This window comes from Paenirhodobacter sp., from assembly GCF_047600745.1.
In the GTDB taxonomy this organism is placed as follows: Bacteria; Pseudomonadota; Alphaproteobacteria; order Rhodobacterales; family Rhodobacteraceae; genus Rhodobacter.
Genome location: NZ_JASGKI010000004.1, coordinates 1,531,087 through 1,545,636, shown reverse-complemented (window position 1 = coordinate 1,545,636; position 14,550 = coordinate 1,531,087). Strand labels below are relative to the sequence as shown.

Sequence of the window (14,550 nt, the reverse complement as noted above, 5' to 3'; positions counted from 1 at the left end):
TCACACTCCTTGGTGGCGGCGCGTCGCGCCTAACCGTTTGCCAGCGCAAGAAATACCAGAAACGCCAGAATGACAATCACCCCGACCGACACGAAGCGCATGAAACCGGCGTATGTCTTTTCCTGGGCACGGATGTCCATCTGCCCATGCTGATATTCGGCCATCGTCTCCTCCCTGTTCTCCCGCGGAAAGGCTAGCGCGGGCGGGCGCGGCTGTCGAGCGTCCAGATCCAGATGCCGTCCACCATCTCGCGCCGGGCCTCGCCGCGCAGCAGCAGGTGGTTCAGATGGGCCACCGCCTCGACCAGCGCGAGGCCATAGACCGCCTCGCCGATCGGGCGTTTGAACAGCGCGGGGAAACAGGCGGCGGCGCTGCGCGGCCCCTCGGCCAGCAGGGCGCGCAGCCGGTTCAGCGCGCTTTCGTGGTTGTCGATCATCTGCCGCAGCCGCAGGGGCAGGCCGGTGAAGGGCAGCTTGTGCCCGGGCAGGACCAGATGCCGCTCCTCCGCCAGCGGCTGGAACCGGCGGCAGCTTTCCAGCCAGTCCCGCACCGGATCGGCCAGCGGTTGCGTCGCATGCACCCCGAGATTGGCCGAGATCGACGGCAGCAACTGATCCCCGCCCAGCACGAGGTCATCGTCCAGCGACCACAGCGTGGCATGATCCGGCGCGTGGCCCTCGCCGATCCGCACCGTCCAGCGCCGCCCGCCGGCGGTGAGCGTGTCGCCCTCCCGGATCCGGCGGTAACCGAGCGGCAGCGGATGCACGGAATCGGCGAAGTTGAACGGCCGTTCCTGCGCGCGCCGCGCGAGCAACCCGGGCTCCATCCCCGCCGCGCGCCAGAAGGCCACCGTTTCGGGCAGCGGCAGCGGCTGTTCGTCCAGCACCAGCATCCGCGTAAAGAGCCAGGACACCTGCGTCGTCCACAGTTCCGCCCCCCGCGCCTGAAGCCAGCCCGCAAGGCCGATATGGTCCGGGTGGTAATGCGTGGCGATCACCCGCCGCACCCGGCGCCCCGCCAGCCCGCGTTCCAGCGCGGCGCGGCAGGTCTCGGTGTCGATCCCGGTATCGACGAGGGTCAGCCCGTCTTCATCCGCGAGCAGGTAGACATTCACATGGCCGAGCGTCATCGGCAGCGGCAGGCGCAGCCATTCCACCCCCGGCGCCACCGTCACGGTGTCGCCGAAGGCGGGCGGTTCGGGCCACGGGTAGCGCAGCCCGTCCTTGGGCGGGGGATGGTTCAGGACAGCAGATCCTCTTCCGAAAGGGCATAAAGCCCCGCCGCGCCCTCCTTCGCCTCGGTCAGGCAGGCGGCGGCGCGCGGCAGCAGGCGGCGGATGTAGATCGCGGCCAGTTTCGCCCGCGCCGACCCGGCCCCCCCGGCCAGCGCGGCGCGCAGGTGGAAATGCCCGCCCAGAACCAGCGCGAAGGCGTTCAGATAGGGCACCGCCCCGGCGAACCGATCCTGATGGCCCTGCGCCACCAGCCATTCGGTATGTTCGCGCAGCGATTCGGCCGCATCCCAGACCGCCCCGGCCAGATCGGGCAGGGTGGTGCGCGCGGCGGCGGCTTCGTCCTCGACCTCCTGCAACAGGCGGAACGCGGCCGCGCCGCCGTCCATCATCTTGCGCCCCACAAGGTCCATCGCCTGAATGCCGTTGGTGCCCTCGTAGATCGCGGTCACGCGCACGTCGCGGTAGAATTGCGCGGCGCCCGTTTCCTCGATGAAGCCCATGCCGCCGTGGATCTGGATCCCGGTGTCGGAGACCTTCATCCCGGTTTCCGTGCCATAGGCCTTGGCGATCGGGGTCAGCAGGGCGGCGCGCGCCTTCTGGGCGTCATCGCCGGTGGCCTGCGCCATGTCGATCGCCACCGCGCAGGCCAGCGCGATCGACCGCGCGGCAAAGATCTCGGCCTTCATCTCGGCCAGCATCCGGCGCACATCGGCGTGCTGGATGATCGGCGCGAACTGCACCCGTTCGCGCGCATAGTCGCTGGCCTTCTGATAGGCCGCCTCGGCCACGCCGATGCCCTGCACGCCCACATTCAGCCGGGCGTTGTTCATCATCGTGAACATCGCCGCCATGCCCTTGTTCGGCCCGTCGATCAGCCAGCCCGTCGCGCCCTCGAAGCTCATCACGCAGGTCGGCGAGCCGTGCAGGCCCATCTTGTGTTCGAGCGACACCACCTTCAGGCTGTTCGCCACGCCCGGATTGCCGTTTTCATCCGGGATGTATTTCGGCACCAGGAACAGCGAAATCCCCTTGGTCCCCGGCACGCCGTCGGGCAGCCGCGCCAGCACGAGGTGGCAGACATTGCTGGTCACGTCGCCGTCGCCCCAGGAGATGAAGATCTTCTGCCCGGTGACCGCATAGGTGCCGTCGCCATTCGGTTCGGCCTTGGAGCGCAGCGCGCCCACATCCGATCCGGCCTGCGGTTCGGTCAGATTCATCGTCCCCGACCATTCGCCCGAGGCCAGCTTCGGGATATAGAGCGCCTTGATCTCCTCCGAGGCGTGATGCTCCAGCGCGTCGATCTGCCCCTGCGTCAGGAGCGGGTTGAGCTGTAGCGCCAGGTTCGCCCCCGCCATCATGTCGTTCACCGCGATCGCCACCGTCAGCGGCAGGCCCATCCCGCCATGTTCCGCCGGGCCCGCGACAGAGACCCAGCCACCCTCGGCGATCTGCCGATAGGCGTCCCGGAACCCGGGCGAAGACCGCACCACCCCGTTTTCCAGCCGCGCCGGATGCAGGTCGCCGTTGCGGTGCAGCGGCGCCATCACCTCGTCGCACAGCCGGCCCGCCTCGGTCAGGATCGCCTCCACCGTGTCGCCGGTCGCCTCGGCGAATTTCGCGGTCGCGGCGACGGGGGCCAGCGGCACAACCTTGTCGAGGATGAACTGAAGTTCGGCAACGGGCGAGCGATAAGGCATGGTTCCTCCTGCGGCGGTCTCTTGGCATCCGCGTGGGGCGTGTTAAGACCCCGGTGCAGGGGCAACTTACCGCACGGGAGGCCCCCTTCAACCGCAACGCAGCGTCACGGAGCCATGAAATGACCGAGATCCTTGCCCCCGGTCCCGAGGGGCTCGCCCGGGGGGCGGCGTTGCTGGCCGAGGGGCGGCTCGTCGCCTTTCCGACCGAAACCGTCTATGGGTTGGGCGGCGATGCGCGCAACTCTGCTGCGGTGGCGGCGATCTATGCGGCGAAGGGGAGGCCCTCATTCAACCCGCTGATCGCCCATGTGCCGGATCTGGCGGCGGCGGAGCGGATCGCGGTGTTTTCTGACCGGGCGCGCGATCTTGCCGCGCGGTTCTGGCCGGGGCCGCTGACGCTGGTTCTGCCCTTGCGGCCCGAGGCGGGGATCTCCGATCTGGTGACGGCGGGGCTCGATACGCTGGCGGTACGGGTGCCCGCGCATCCGGTGGCGCAGGGGCTGCTGCGGGCCTTTGGCGGGCCGGTCGCGGCGCCTTCGGCCAACCCTTCGGGGCGGATCAGCCCGACCACGGCGGCCCATGTGATCGAAGGTCTGGGCAACCGGATCGCGGCGGTGGTGGAGGACGGGCCCTGTCAGGTCGGGGTGGAATCGACGATCCTGTCGCTCGATCCGCCGATGCTTTTGCGCCCGGGCGGGGTCGCGGTCGAGGATCTGGAGGCGCTGCTTGGCCCCCTGCCCACCGGCGGCAATGCGGCGAAGCCGAACGCGCCGGGGCAGTTGACCTCGCATTACGCGCCGGGGGCGGCGGTGCGGCTTGGCGCCGCCACGCGTCAGCCCGATGAAATCTGGATCGGTTTTGGCGATACGCCGGGGGCGGATCTGAACCTCTCCCCTGCGGGCGACCCGACCGAGGCGGCACAGCATCTGTTCGCGGCACTGCGGGCGGCGGACCGGATGGCGGCGGAGCGCGGGCTGAGCCGGATCGCCGTGGCGCCGGTGCCCGAAACCGGGCTGGGCCGTGCGGTCAACGACCGGCTGCGCCGCGCCGCCGCGCCGCGCTAGGCCCGCCCCGCCGCCGCCGAAAGCGTGCGCGGATCGACCCCGATCCCGGCCAGCGCGCGTTGCCATTTCGTGGCATGGTCGCCGTCGAGCGCGATTTCCGCATCGCCCTCCGCCACCAGCCAGCCATTGGCGAGGATCTCCGCCTCCAGTTGCCCCGGCCCCCAACCGGCATAGCCGAGCGCCAGAAGCGCCTGTTGCGGCCCGTTCCCGGCGGCGATGTCTTCGAGGATGTCGCGCGTCGCCGTCATCGCCAGATCGGGCGAAATCTCCATCATCCCGGCATGGCCCCGCCAGTCGCGCGAATGCAGCACGAAGCCGCGCCCCGTTTCGACCGGCCCGCCGAACAGGATCGGCGCCTGTCCGCCCCGGTCCGAGGCCGTCACCGGAATCCCCAGCTGCCCCAACAGATCCGTCAGGCCCGGCCGCGCCATCGGCTTGTTCACGATCAGCCCCATCGCGCCTTCGGGCGTATGCGCGCAGACCGCCACCACCGAATGCTCGAAGCGCGGATCCTCCATGCCCGGCATGGCGATCAGCATCTTGCCCGTCAGGTCCATGGTTTACCTCCCTGTGCCTGGCCTGAAAGTGGCCCCTGCCGCGCGCCCGATCAACCCCGGACTGCGGCAAAGCCGCCACGTCGCGGCGCGTTGGCGTGTTTGTGACTTGGATCGGCGGCGGAATCGGCGTTAACCCTTGGGTATGAAAACACCCGTTGCCATTGTGCTGGGCGCCTGTCTGGCGCTGCCCGCCGCCGCGCAGGATGCGCTGCCGCCCGGCGTGGCGGGGGCCGAGGTGCTGCCCGGCTGGCGCACGCCCGAGGGCGATTACATCGCGGCGCTGAAGATCGAACTCGATGCCGGGTGGAAGACCTATTGGCGTGTGCCGGGCGATGCGGGCATCCCGCCGGTGCTGAATTTCGCCGAATCGGACAATGTGACGGATGTGGCGGTGATCTGGCCCGCGCCGGAGGTGTTCGACCAGAACGGCCTGCGCACGGTGGGCTATCGCAACGAACTGGTGCTGCCGATCCGGATCCGCCCGCGCGATCCGGCGGCGCCGGTCGAACTGGACGCGATGATGGACATCGGCGTCTGCCACGACATCTGCGTGCCGGTCTCGCTGGACCTTGAGGCCGCGATCGACGGCCCCGGCGCCCCGGATGCCGAGATCCGCCGCGCCATGGAGGCCGCGCCGGTGCCCCGCCCCGGTCATGCCCAATGCTCCGGCGAGCTGATTTCGGACGGGATGCGGGTGACCGCGCGGATCGACCTGCCGCCCGAAGCGGATGAGGTCGCGATGTTCGAACTGCGCTCGACGCCGATGTGGGTGTCCGAGCCGGTGATGCGCCGCGAGGGGCGTTTCCTGGTGGCCACGGTCGATTTCGTGCCCGATGACGGTCGGCCCTTCGCGCTTGATCCGCAAGACCTGCGGATCACCGTTCTGGGCGCGGGAGGCGCGGTGCAGATCGACGGCTGCCCCTCGGAGCCCTTGCAGGCGGCGAACTAGCTCCGGAACCCGGCTTCGGCCATCAGCCGGTCGGAGGCGGTTTCGATCGCGCTCTCGATCCCGGCGGTGAAGGCGTGCAGATCCATCCCCGGCGCGATTTCCGGCAGGAATTCCACCACCGCCAGCCCCGGCCTGCGCAGCAGGCTGTGGCGCGCCCAGAACACGCCGACATTGGTCGCCACCGGCACGCAGGGTTGTTTCAGCGCGTGATAGAGCGCCGCCGCCCCGACCTTGTATTCCGCCTTGACCCCGGGGGCGACGCGCGTGCCCTGCGGGAAGATGATCAGCTGCCCCCCGGCGAAACGCGGGTTCTTCGCCGCCGTCAGCATCGCCTTGATCGCCGCGCCGCGCTTGCCGCGATCGACCGGGATGCAGCCGATCAGCCAGGCATACCAGCCGAGGAATGGGGTCCAGACCAGTTCCTTCTTCATCACGAACTTGCCGCGGGGCAGGGCGGAATAGATCAGCAGGATGTCGAGGAAGCTCTGATGTTTGGCCGCGACCAGCACGTCGCCCTCGGGCACCGGGCCGCGCACCTCGGTCCGCAGCCCGACGATCCAGCGCGCCGAAAACCGCACCCAGTGGCAATACAGCCGACAGACCCAGATCGCCGCGCCGCGCCCGCCGATCAGCGCGACGGGAAACAGGCCGACGGCGATCACCGCCATCATCAGATACATCTGCACGATGAAGACGACGGAGCGGAGATATTGCACCGCGATCATGGAATCCCCCGCAGCATGCGCCGCGCCGCCGCGCGGGTCGCCCAGAAGGCCACCGCCGCTGCCAGCACCGGAATGACGAAGGGCCAGAGCCAGCCCCAGCCGCTGAACCCGAGCCCGGTCAGGAACCCGCCCGCCGCATCCGCCGCAGGCAAGAGCGACACCGCCAGCATCCCGAGCACCGTCCCCGCCAGCGCGCCCAGCGTGCCGCGCAGGGTGAAGCGGCGCTCGAAAGCCGAGGCGATGAAATTGTCCCGCGCGCCGACGAGCCGCAGCACCCGGATCACCTGCCCGTTCGCCGCAAGCGCCGCCTGCGCCGCAAGCGTCATCATGCCCGCCAGCGCCCCGCCGATCAGCAGGAGCGACAGCCCGCCCAAAAGCCGCAGCCGCCCCGCCGCCGCCACCAGGGGCCGCCGCCAGCGGGTGTGATCGTCGAGCACCGCGCCCGGCGCCTCGGCCGCCAGCCGCATCCGCAGCCCGTCCGCATCCATGCCCGATGCCGTCTCGGTCAGTTCGATCAGCACGGGCAGGGGCAGCGTTTCCACCGGCAGATCCGGGCCGAACCAGGGGTCGAGCAGCTTCTTCATCTCGGCCTCGTCCAGCGCGTGATAGCTTTCGATCCCCGGCGTGGTCTTCAGCGCGTCCAGAACCGCGCTCGTCTGTGCCTCGACCTGTTCGGGCGGGGCGGAAATCCGGATCGTCGCAGACCGCGCCAGCGCATCCGACCAACGATCCGCCAGCCGCCCCGATGCCGTTGACAGCGCCAGCGCGAAGACCGCCAGAAAGGCCATCGCCGCCGCGGTCAGCACCGTCAGATTCGCGGTATGGGACGAAGGCGGCACCACCCGGTCCACCGCCGAACCCTCCGACCGCAGGAACAGGATCAGCGCCCGGATCACAGGTCGGCCCCCGCCAGATGCAGCCGCCGCCCGGCAATGCGCAGCACCCGCGCCTGCACCTGCTGCTTCGCCTGCCGGATCAGGTTGAGGTCATGCGTCGCGATCACCACCGTCTTGCCCATCCTGTTCAGTTCGACCAGCAGCGACAACAGCCGCAGCGACATTTCCCAGTCGAGATTCCCCGTCGGCTCATCGGCCAGGATCACCTCGGGCGAGGTCATCACCGCCCGCGCCAGCGCCGCCCGCTGACGCTCGCCGCCCGACAGTTGCGGCGGCAGCGCATTTGCCTGCGCCCGCAGGCCGACCCAGCTCAGCAGCTCGCGCAGCTCTGACATATCAACCCCGCGCCCCGCCACCGTCAGCGGCAGCGCGACATTCTCCGCCACCGGCAGATGGTCGAGGAACTGGCAGTCCTGATGCACCACGCCGATGCGTTGCCGGGTGCGGGCGATGTCGTCGCGCCCCATCATCCGCACATCCTGCCCGAACAGGCCGATGAACCCCGCCGAGGGCAGCAGTTCCGCATAGCACAGCTTGAGGAAGGTGGTCTTGCCCGCCCCCGAGGGCCCGGTCAGGAAGTGAAACGACCCGGGCACCAGCTTCAGCGTCATCTCGGCCAGCAGTTCGCTCCCGCCATACCCCACGGCCACATTCTGAAGCTCGATCAACGCGCACCCCTCTGCCGGCACCAAACCCTTGGACATTGGTCTGGCGCTTGCTACAACATGCGCAGACGAATTGCCAGAATGCCGATGAGGCGGAATGGGGAGGGGCATGCGCCTGATCTGCCCGGGATGCGGGGCCCAGTATGAGGTCGAAGATGGTGTCATCCCGGATGCGGGGCGGGACGTGCAATGTTCCGCCTGCGGCCATGTCTGGTTCCAGAAAAGCAGCCCGATCCTGCTGTCGGAGGAAAAGGCCGTCGCCCTGCCGGAGGACGACTGGGAACCGCCTGCACCGCAGGCCGCCGGTGACGCCGATGTGATCCGCCCTGCGCCCGTGCCGGGAGAGGTGCCGCGCCGGGCGCTCGACGACAGCCTTCTGGCGATCCTGCGCGAGGAGGCCGAGCGCGAGGCTCAGGCCCGCCGCGCCGAAAGCGCCCTGCCCGAGACGCAGGAGGAGATGATCCTCGAACCCGCGCCGCAGCCGACACCCCCGCCGAAGGCGCGGGATGTGGCGATCGCGCTGGCGTTGCCCAAGGTTTTCGCCGCGCGCGATCCGCTGGCCATGGCGATGCAGCGCGCGCCCACGTCCCCCGCCGCGCCCGTGCTGCCCCCCGCGCCGGAACCGGCGGCCGCCTTGCCGGAACCGGCGCGTTTCCCGGCACCCGAGCCTGCGCCCGAAGCGGAGTGGGACAAGGTGGCTGAGCCGGAAGTGGTCTCCCTGCCCGATGTCGGAGAGATCAATTCCTCGCTGCGGGCGAGCGTCGACCGGGGGAACGAGCCCGCGGCCCTCGACGCGCCGCAGGTGATGGGCGAGCGCCGCGCGGGGTTCCGGCGGGGGTTCGGCGCGGTGATGCTCGCTGCCGCTGCGGCGGTGGCGCTCTATGGCTTTGCGCCCCGGATCGCGCAGGCGGTGCCCGCGCTGGCGCCCGCGATGGAGCGCTATGTCATGCAGGTGAACTCCGGGCGGATCTGGCTCGACGAAAACCTCCGCGCGGCGATTTCCGAAATGCAGGGCGTGCTGCGCGGCTGATCGGGCAGGGACGTCATCGCGCGGGGGCGCGTACGGGCGACCCGACCCGCAGGGCAGGCACGGCGGTATGGTCCCGAACGGTTGGGCGCAGGGAAAGACGTTCCGGGCCCCGTCGGATCGGCCGGGGGCGGCAACCGTGCACAGGCCCGGCCCCCATCGGATCGCTTCAGTGCGGGGGGCGGCGGGTCAGAACCGGTCGAGCAGCCGCCGCAGATAGTCCAGTTCCGCCTCCGGCCGCAGCCGTTCCGCCGAGCGGCGCCGGATTTCGTCCAGCAGGTCGCGCGCGCGGCGATAGACGTCTTCGCCCTGCAACATGTTGCGCTCGGAGCCGAATTGCGCGCCGTCGCCCGTTGCCCGGCCCAGGGGATCGCGCGGCAGCTCGCGCCCGGGCTGGCCGCCCGTCGCATCGCCCTGCCGCTGTTCGCCGCCCGAGGGTTGGCCCTGTTCCTGCGCCATCGCGTCGCGCATGTTGCGCATGCCTTCGCGCAGCGCCTCGATCGCATCGGCCTGCTGGTCGAGCGCGGTACCGTTGTCGCCCTGCCGCAGCGCCTGCTCGGCGCCTTCCATCGCGCGGCCGGCTTCGTCCAACTGGCGGCGCGCTTCCTCGCCGGCCTCGCCGCCCAGACGCGGCATCAGCCCGCGCTGGCGGTCCAACTCGCCGCGCAGCGCCTGTTGCCGGTCGGCCAGACTGTCGCCCTGTTGGCCGGGCTGGCCGCCGGGGGCCTGCTGCATGTCGCGGAAGGCCTGATCCGAAAGCTCCTGCTGCTCGCGCAGCGTCTGGCCCAGATCGCGCATCGCCTGACCGCCGGGGCCGCCTTCGCCGCCCTGACCCTGCGTGACCTTCAGGTTTTCCATCATCCGGGCCAACTGGTCCAGAAGCTCCTGCGCCTCGGCCATCCGGCCTTCGTTCATCAGGCGCTGGATCTCGTCCATCATCTGCTGGATCTGGTCGCCGGTGATCTGCTGGCCCTGCTGTTGCTGCTGGCCGAACTGCGGGCCTTCCTCCTCCTGCCGGCCGCGCTCGGCCAGCATTTGCAGATAGCGGTCCGTCGCCTGTTTCAGTTCCTGCATCAGCTTGGCGATCTCGTCCTTCGAGGCGCCGTTGCGCATCGCCTCCGACAGCCGCTCCTGCGCCTGCTGCATCGCGGCCAGCGCATCGGACAGCCCGCCATCCTCCAGCAGTTCGGCCATCTGCCACAGCATCTCGGCAATCTCGTCGCGCGCCTGCGCCGTGACCTCGGGCAGGTCCAGCCGCTGTGCCGCGAGCCGCAGCGCCGCCCCCATTTCGGGTGTCGGGAAAACCTCGTCGGGCCGGTTCGAGATCGCGCGCAGCAACTGCGCCGTGGTCCGGGCATTGGCGCGCGACCACAGCAGGTCGCGCCGCATTTCGGCCAGCGCGGCGGCCCGCGGATCAAAGAACCGCCGCCCCGGAAGTTCCAGCGCCTGCGCGCCGGTGGTGCCGGTCTGACCCCGGCCATCCTCCACATCGAGCGTCAGCCGCACGGGAAGGTTCGCCCAGGGGTGCTTTTCGGCATCCTCGATCAGCTGTTCGGTGAACTCCGCGCGCGAGCCCGAAAACGGCATCGGCAGGTCATAGACCAGATCCTCGCGCGGTTCGGGATCCACCGTCAGGCCAAAGCGGCGCGGCACTGTGGCAAGGTCGAGCGTGATCCGCGCATGGCCCGCCACCACCGCGTAATCATCCGCCGCGCGGAACGGCTGCGCGAGCTTGCCATCCGCCCGCCGCTCCGCCAGCCCGACCAGTTCGACCGAAGGCGCCGCGTCGGGCAAGAGCGTGACCTGAAGCCGCCGGGCCGCCGGGCCGCCGATCTCGATCACGCCGGATTGCACCGCCTCGAAATCGCGGCTGTGGACCTCGCCCGCCGTTTCGGGCTGTGGCTGGGCGGCGGGGCTTGACACGCTTTCGGTGAAGGGCAGATCCCTGCCGTAGAACCGGAAGGCGAAGCGCGTGCCCTCGGGCAGGGTGAGCGTGTCGCCCGCGAAACTGTTGAGGTAGATCCCCGGCTTGCCGGTATAGCGCGGCGGCTCCGCCCAGCCTTCCCAGCTTGGCCCCATCGCGGCCACGGCACTGCCGGGCGCGGGGGCGCCGGGGGCAAGGCGGGTCAGCGGCGCGCCGAACACCGCCGCGATCACCACCGCCGTCAGCGCCGTCAGCCGCAGCCCATAAGGGTCGCGCGGTTCGAGGTCCGGTACCGGCGCCACCGCGCGGGCGCCTTCGGCCACGCGCTGCATCCGCGCCAGATGCGCCTGCCACAGTGCCCGCGCCGCCGGATCATCGCCGCCAAGCGCCAAGGGATCGGTCAGCGCGGTCAGCGGGCGGCCGGGCAGGGTGGCATCGAGCCGTGCCACCGCCTCGGCCCGCCGGGGCCAGCGGAAGCGCCAGACGCCATAGCCGACCGCCAGCCCCAACGGTGAGCTCACAAGAGTGCTGCCCCATGGTGGCGGCAAAAACGTCAGCAGGCGGAACGACAGCGCAACATAGATGAGCCCCAGCACCGACAGCGCCGGCCAGAACGCCCGCAGCCCGCGTTCCACCACCATGCCCGCGCGCGTCAGCGCGAGCGGGCGGGCGAAGGCCGCGAGGGGCGAAGGGGCGGGGCGTTGGCGCATCGGTCCTTTCCGGCCCCGGCGGAAGGTCAGAGCCACTCGGGGATGGTATCGCGGGCCAGCATTTCCTCAAAGCCCGGTCTTTTCCGTATGACGGCGAAGTGATCCCCCGACACCAGCACCTCGGGCACCAGCGGGCGGGAGTTGTATTCCGACGCCATCACCGCACCATAGGCCCCGGCGGAGCGGAACGCCACCAGATCGCCATCGGTGAGCGGCGGCAGCGCGCGGGCGCGGGCGAAGGTATCGCCGGTTTCGCACACCGGGCCGACCACATCGACCGGGGCGAGCGGCGTCGCGGGCGCGGCCTCCCGCACCGGAACGATGTCATGCCAGGCGCCATACATCGAGGGCCGCACGAGGTCGTTCATCGCCGCATCGACGATCAGGAAATTCCGCCCCTCGCCTTCCTTCAGATAGATCACCGAGGAGACGAGGATCCCGGCATTGCCGGAAATCAGCCGCCCGGGCTCGATTTCGATTTCGCAGCCCAGATCGCCCAGCGTGTCCCGGATCACACCGACATATTCCACCGGCAGGGGCGGGGCCTCGTTCGAGCGGGTATAGGGAATGCCCAGGCCGCCGCCGAGGTCCAGCCGCCGGATGTCATGGCCATCGGCGCGCAGCTCCGCCGTCAGGGCACGGACCTTGCGGAACGCCGCCTCGAACGGCCCGAGTTCCGTCAGTTGCGAGCCGATATGCACATCGACCCCCACCACGTCGATCCCCGGCAGCCCCGCCGCCAGCGCATAGACCGCGCGGGCCTTGGCGATCGGGATGCCGAACTTGTTCTCTGACTTGCCGGTGGAGATTTTCTCGTGGGTATGGGCATCGACATCGGGGTTCACCCGCAGCGCGACTGGCGCGACGACACCCAGTTCGGTCGCAATCGCCGAAATCGCCAGCAGTTCGGGTTCCGATTCGACGTTGAACTGCCGGATCCCCCCGGTCAGCGCCTGCCGGATTTCGTCGCGCGTCTTGCCGACGCCGGAGAATACGATCCGATCCCCCGGCACGCCTGCGGCCTTGGCCCGCAGGTATTCGCCGCCCGAAACCACATCCATCCCGGCGCCCAGATCGCCCAGCAGCTTCAGCACCGCCAGATTGGAATTCGACTTGATCGCGAAACAGACGAGATGCGGCATCTCGCCCAGGGCCTCGTCGAACAGCCGGAAATGGCGCGTCAGCGTGGCCGCCGAATAGACATAGACCGGCGTGCCGACGGCGGCGACGATCTCGGGGATCGGCACATCCTCGGCGTGAAGAATGCCGTTGCGATAAAGGAAATGGTCCATGGCGCGCTCCTGTCTCGCCCCCGGCTAGCGCAGAAGGCGGCGCCGCGCAATCAGAACCCGGCGCCCAGGCTGACCGGCCCGAGCCGCGTGCCCAGATAGCCGCCGCCCCGGCTGTTGACGCCCATGCTCACCGGCCCGACGCCGGAGGAGACCGAAGAGGTCACCCCGCCCGGCCCGGCATGGACGCCGACCCCCGGCGGATGCACCGGCTGGGTGCAGCCCGCGAGCAGCAGGGCAAGGACGGCAACCCGGATCACAGCCGCCCGACCACGCCCATCCGCGCCTCGCCCGAGACGCTCAGCCCGGGTTTCGTCTGGCTCGGCGCCCTCGGCGGGCCGTCGATGCCGCAGGCCGCAAGCGCCGCCAGCGCGGCGAGGAATACGACAGCCTTCATCCCAGAAGCTCCTTCCAGCGGGCGATCTGCGCGCGCACCTGATCGGGCGCGGTGCCGCCATAGGATTGCCGCGAGGCGACCGAATTGTGAACCCCCAGCACACCGAACACGTCCTCGGTGATCGCCGGGTGGACCGATTGCATGTCCGTCAAGGTCAGGTCCGGCAGGTCCACGCCCTTCGCCTCGGCCATGGCGACCAGCGTGCCGGTGACGTGGTGGGCATCGCGGAACGGCAGCCCCGCCTTGCGCACCAGCCAGTCGGCCAGATCGGTCGCGGTGGAGAAGCCGCCCGAGGCCGCACCCTCCAGCTTTGCACGGTTCACCGTCAGGTCGGAGATCATCCCCGTCATCGCCGCCAGCGCCAGCATCAGCGTATCGGCGGCATCGAAGACCTGTTCCTTGTCTTCCTGCATGTCCTTGGAATAGGCGAGCGGCAGGCCCTTCATCACCGTGAACAGCGCCACCGTGGCCCCCAGAACGCGCCCGATCTTTGCCCGGATCAGTTCCGCCGCATCGGGGTTGCGCTTCTGCGGCATGATGCTCGACCCGGTGGACCATTTGTCCGACATCGCGACGAAGCGGAACTGCGCCGAGGACCAGATCACCAGTTCCTCCGCCATCCGGCTCAGATGCACCGCGCAGATCGACGAGGCCGACAGGAACTCCAGCGCGAAATCCCGGTCCGACACCGCATCGAGGCTGTTCGCCATCGGCCGGTCGAAGCCGAGCGCCGCGGCCGTGGCGAAGCGGTCGATCGGGAAGCCCGTCCCCGCCAGCGCCGCGGCGCCGAGGGGCGATTCGTTCATCCGGCTGCGGGCATCGCGGAACCGCGACAGGTCGCGCGCGAACATCTCGACATAGGCCATCATATGGTGGCCGAAGGTCACCGGCTGCGCGGTTTGCAGATGGGTGAAGCCCGGCATCACCCAATCCGCCGTCGCCTCCGCCCGCGCGAGCAGCGCCCGGATCAGCGCATCGAGCGCCGTTTGCGCCGCATCACATTGATCGCGCACCCAAAGCCGGAAATCGGTCGCCACCTGATCGTTGCGCGAACGCGCCGTGTGCAGCCGCCCCGCCGGTTCGCCGATGATCTCCTTCAGCCGCGACTCCACGTTCATGTGGATGTCCTCCAGCGCGGTCGAAAACGGGAAATCGCCCTTTTCGATCTCTGACAAGACCGTGAGCAGCCCTTCCCGGATCGCCTCGGCATCGCTATCGGTGAGGATGTCCTGCGCGGCCAGCATCGCCGCATGGGCCCGGCTGCCGCGAATATCCTGCGCGTAAAGCCGCTTGTCGAACGAGATCGAGGCATTGATCGCCTCCATGATCGCGTCCGGGCCAGCGGCGAAGCGCCCGCCCCACATGGCGTTCGAGGATTTTTCCGTGCTGTCGGTCATCGGTCGGCCCTTTACAGGA

15 protein-coding genes are annotated in these 14,550 nt (G+C 69.7%); 3 read left to right on the top strand and 12 right to left on the bottom strand.

All coding sequences use genetic code 11. The features are described from left to right. Nucleotides 1-29: 29 nt before the first annotated feature. From QM789_RS16210 to QM789_RS16200, 3 genes are all read right to left on the bottom strand, one after another. Entirely contained in the window at nt 30-164 is a 135-nt protein-coding gene (locus QM789_RS16210; protein ID WP_420352877.1) for an aa3-type cytochrome c oxidase subunit IV, read from the bottom strand. 29 nt (nt 165-193) lie between these two features. Continuing rightward, the gene (locus QM789_RS16205) at nt 194-1,174 is read right to left on the bottom strand and encodes an MBL fold metallo-hydrolase (protein WP_420352876.1); all 981 of its coding nucleotides are present in this window, start codon (nt 1,172-1,174) and stop codon (nt 194-196) included. A gap of 65 nt (nt 1,175-1,239) precedes the next feature. After that, complete coding sequence (locus QM789_RS16200) at nt 1,240-2,931, bottom strand: acyl-CoA dehydrogenase (RefSeq protein WP_420352875.1); 1,692 nt, start codon at nt 2,929-2,931, stop codon at nt 1,240-1,242. A 119-nt stretch (nt 2,932-3,050) separates the two neighbouring features. Here QM789_RS16200 and QM789_RS16195 point away from each other — a divergent pair, with 119 nt between their 5' ends. Beyond that, entirely contained in the window at nt 3,051-3,995 is a 945-nt protein-coding gene (locus QM789_RS16195; protein ID WP_420352874.1) for an L-threonylcarbamoyladenylate synthase, read from the top strand. Here the strand turns inward: QM789_RS16195 and QM789_RS16190 are convergent. Beyond that, nucleotides 3,992-4,552, bottom strand: a complete 561-nt coding sequence (locus tag QM789_RS16190; protein ID WP_420352873.1) for a YqgE/AlgH family protein — start codon at nt 4,550-4,552, stop codon at nt 3,992-3,994. The two genes, QM789_RS16195 and QM789_RS16190, sit on opposite strands and share 4 nt — an antisense overlap. 142 nt (nt 4,553-4,694) lie before the next feature. Here QM789_RS16190 and QM789_RS16185 point away from each other — a divergent pair, with 142 nt between their 5' ends. After that, complete coding sequence (locus tag QM789_RS16185) at nt 4,695-5,501, top strand: protein-disulfide reductase DsbD domain-containing protein (protein WP_420352872.1); 807 nt, start codon at nt 4,695-4,697, stop codon at nt 5,499-5,501. Here QM789_RS16185 and QM789_RS16180 read toward each other — a convergent pair. Genes QM789_RS16180 through QM789_RS16170 form a run of 3 tightly spaced genes read right to left on the bottom strand, consistent with a single transcriptional unit; the run spans nt 5,498 to nt 7,790 of the window. Further along, complete coding sequence (locus QM789_RS16180) at nt 5,498-6,226, bottom strand: lysophospholipid acyltransferase family protein (protein WP_420352871.1); 729 nt, start codon at nt 6,224-6,226, stop codon at nt 5,498-5,500. The two genes, QM789_RS16185 and QM789_RS16180, sit on opposite strands and share 4 nt — an antisense overlap. Then, nucleotides 6,223-7,122, bottom strand: coding sequence for a cell division protein FtsX (locus QM789_RS16175; protein WP_420352870.1), 900 nt, complete (start codon nt 7,120-7,122; stop codon nt 6,223-6,225). Before QM789_RS16175 ends, QM789_RS16180 begins: the two co-directional genes overlap by 4 nt. Beyond that, nucleotides 7,119-7,790, bottom strand: a complete 672-nt coding sequence (locus QM789_RS16170) for a cell division ATP-binding protein FtsE (protein WP_420352869.1) — start codon at nt 7,788-7,790, stop codon at nt 7,119-7,121. Before QM789_RS16170 ends, QM789_RS16175 begins: the two co-directional genes overlap by 4 nt. Nucleotides 7,791-7,896: 106 nt before the next feature. Between QM789_RS16170 and QM789_RS16165 the strand changes: the two genes are divergently transcribed. Beyond that, nucleotides 7,897-8,817, top strand: a complete 921-nt coding sequence (locus QM789_RS16165; protein ID WP_420352868.1) for a zinc-ribbon domain-containing protein — start codon at nt 7,897-7,899, stop codon at nt 8,815-8,817. 186 nt (nt 8,818-9,003) lie between these two features. Here QM789_RS16165 and QM789_RS16160 read toward each other — a convergent pair whose 3' ends face one another. From QM789_RS16160 to argH, 5 genes are read right to left on the bottom strand one after another with little or no spacing between them, the layout of a single operon-like run. Continuing rightward, nucleotides 9,004-11,448: a DUF4175 domain-containing protein gene (locus tag QM789_RS16160; protein ID WP_420352867.1), complete on the bottom strand. Its 2,445-nt coding sequence runs from the start codon at nt 11,446-11,448 to the stop codon at nt 9,004-9,006. Nucleotides 11,449-11,474: 26 nt separating this feature from the next. Then, complete coding sequence (gene lysA / locus QM789_RS16155) at nt 11,475-12,740, bottom strand: diaminopimelate decarboxylase (RefSeq protein WP_420352866.1); 1,266 nt, start codon at nt 12,738-12,740, stop codon at nt 11,475-11,477. 50 nt (nt 12,741-12,790) lie between these two features. Next, nucleotides 12,791-12,997: a hypothetical protein gene (locus QM789_RS16150; protein WP_420352865.1), complete on the bottom strand. Its 207-nt coding sequence runs from the start codon at nt 12,995-12,997 to the stop codon at nt 12,791-12,793. Further along, nucleotides 12,994-13,134: a hypothetical protein gene (locus QM789_RS16145; RefSeq protein ID WP_420352864.1), complete on the bottom strand. Its 141-nt coding sequence runs from the start codon at nt 13,132-13,134 to the stop codon at nt 12,994-12,996. The genes QM789_RS16150 and QM789_RS16145 overlap by 4 nt, the downstream gene beginning before the upstream one ends. Beyond that, complete coding sequence (gene argH / locus QM789_RS16140) at nt 13,131-14,531, bottom strand: argininosuccinate lyase (RefSeq protein ID WP_420352863.1); 1,401 nt, start codon at nt 14,529-14,531, stop codon at nt 13,131-13,133. Before argH ends, QM789_RS16145 begins: the two co-directional genes overlap by 4 nt. Between the last annotated feature and the right edge of the window lie 19 nt (nt 14,532-14,550).

Bases quoted from the DNA above. Each gene is read 5' to 3' on its own strand.
- QM789_RS16160 (WP_420352867.1), bottom strand. From the start codon at position 11,448: ATGCGCCAACGCCCCGCCCCTTCGCCCCTCGCGGCCTTCGCCCGCCCG.
- QM789_RS16165 (WP_420352868.1), top strand. From the start codon at position 7,897: ATGCGCCTGATCTGCCCGGGATGCGGGGCCCAGTATGAGGTCGAAGAT.
- QM789_RS16190 (WP_420352873.1), bottom strand. From the start codon at position 4,552: ATGGACCTGACGGGCAAGATGCTGATCGCCATGCCGGGCATGGAGGAT.
- QM789_RS16210 (WP_420352877.1), bottom strand. From the start codon at position 164: ATGGCCGAATATCAGCATGGGCAGATGGACATCCGTGCCCAGGAAAAG.
- QM789_RS16200 (WP_420352875.1), bottom strand. From the start codon at position 2,931: ATGCCTTATCGCTCGCCCGTTGCCGAACTTCAGTTCATCCTCGACAAG.
- argH (WP_420352863.1), bottom strand. From the start codon at position 14,531: ATGACCGACAGCACGGAAAAATCCTCGAACGCCATGTGGGGCGGGCGC.
- QM789_RS16185 (WP_420352872.1), top strand. From the start codon at position 4,695: ATGAAAACACCCGTTGCCATTGTGCTGGGCGCCTGTCTGGCGCTGCCC.
- lysA (WP_420352866.1), bottom strand. From the start codon at position 12,740: ATGGACCATTTCCTTTATCGCAACGGCATTCTTCACGCCGAGGATGTG.
- QM789_RS16195 (WP_420352874.1), top strand. From the start codon at position 3,051: ATGACCGAGATCCTTGCCCCCGGTCCCGAGGGGCTCGCCCGGGGGGCG.
- QM789_RS16145 (WP_420352864.1), bottom strand. From the start codon at position 13,134: ATGAAGGCTGTCGTATTCCTCGCCGCGCTGGCGGCGCTTGCGGCCTGC.
- QM789_RS16180 (WP_420352871.1), bottom strand. From the start codon at position 6,226: ATGATCGCGGTGCAATATCTCCGCTCCGTCGTCTTCATCGTGCAGATG.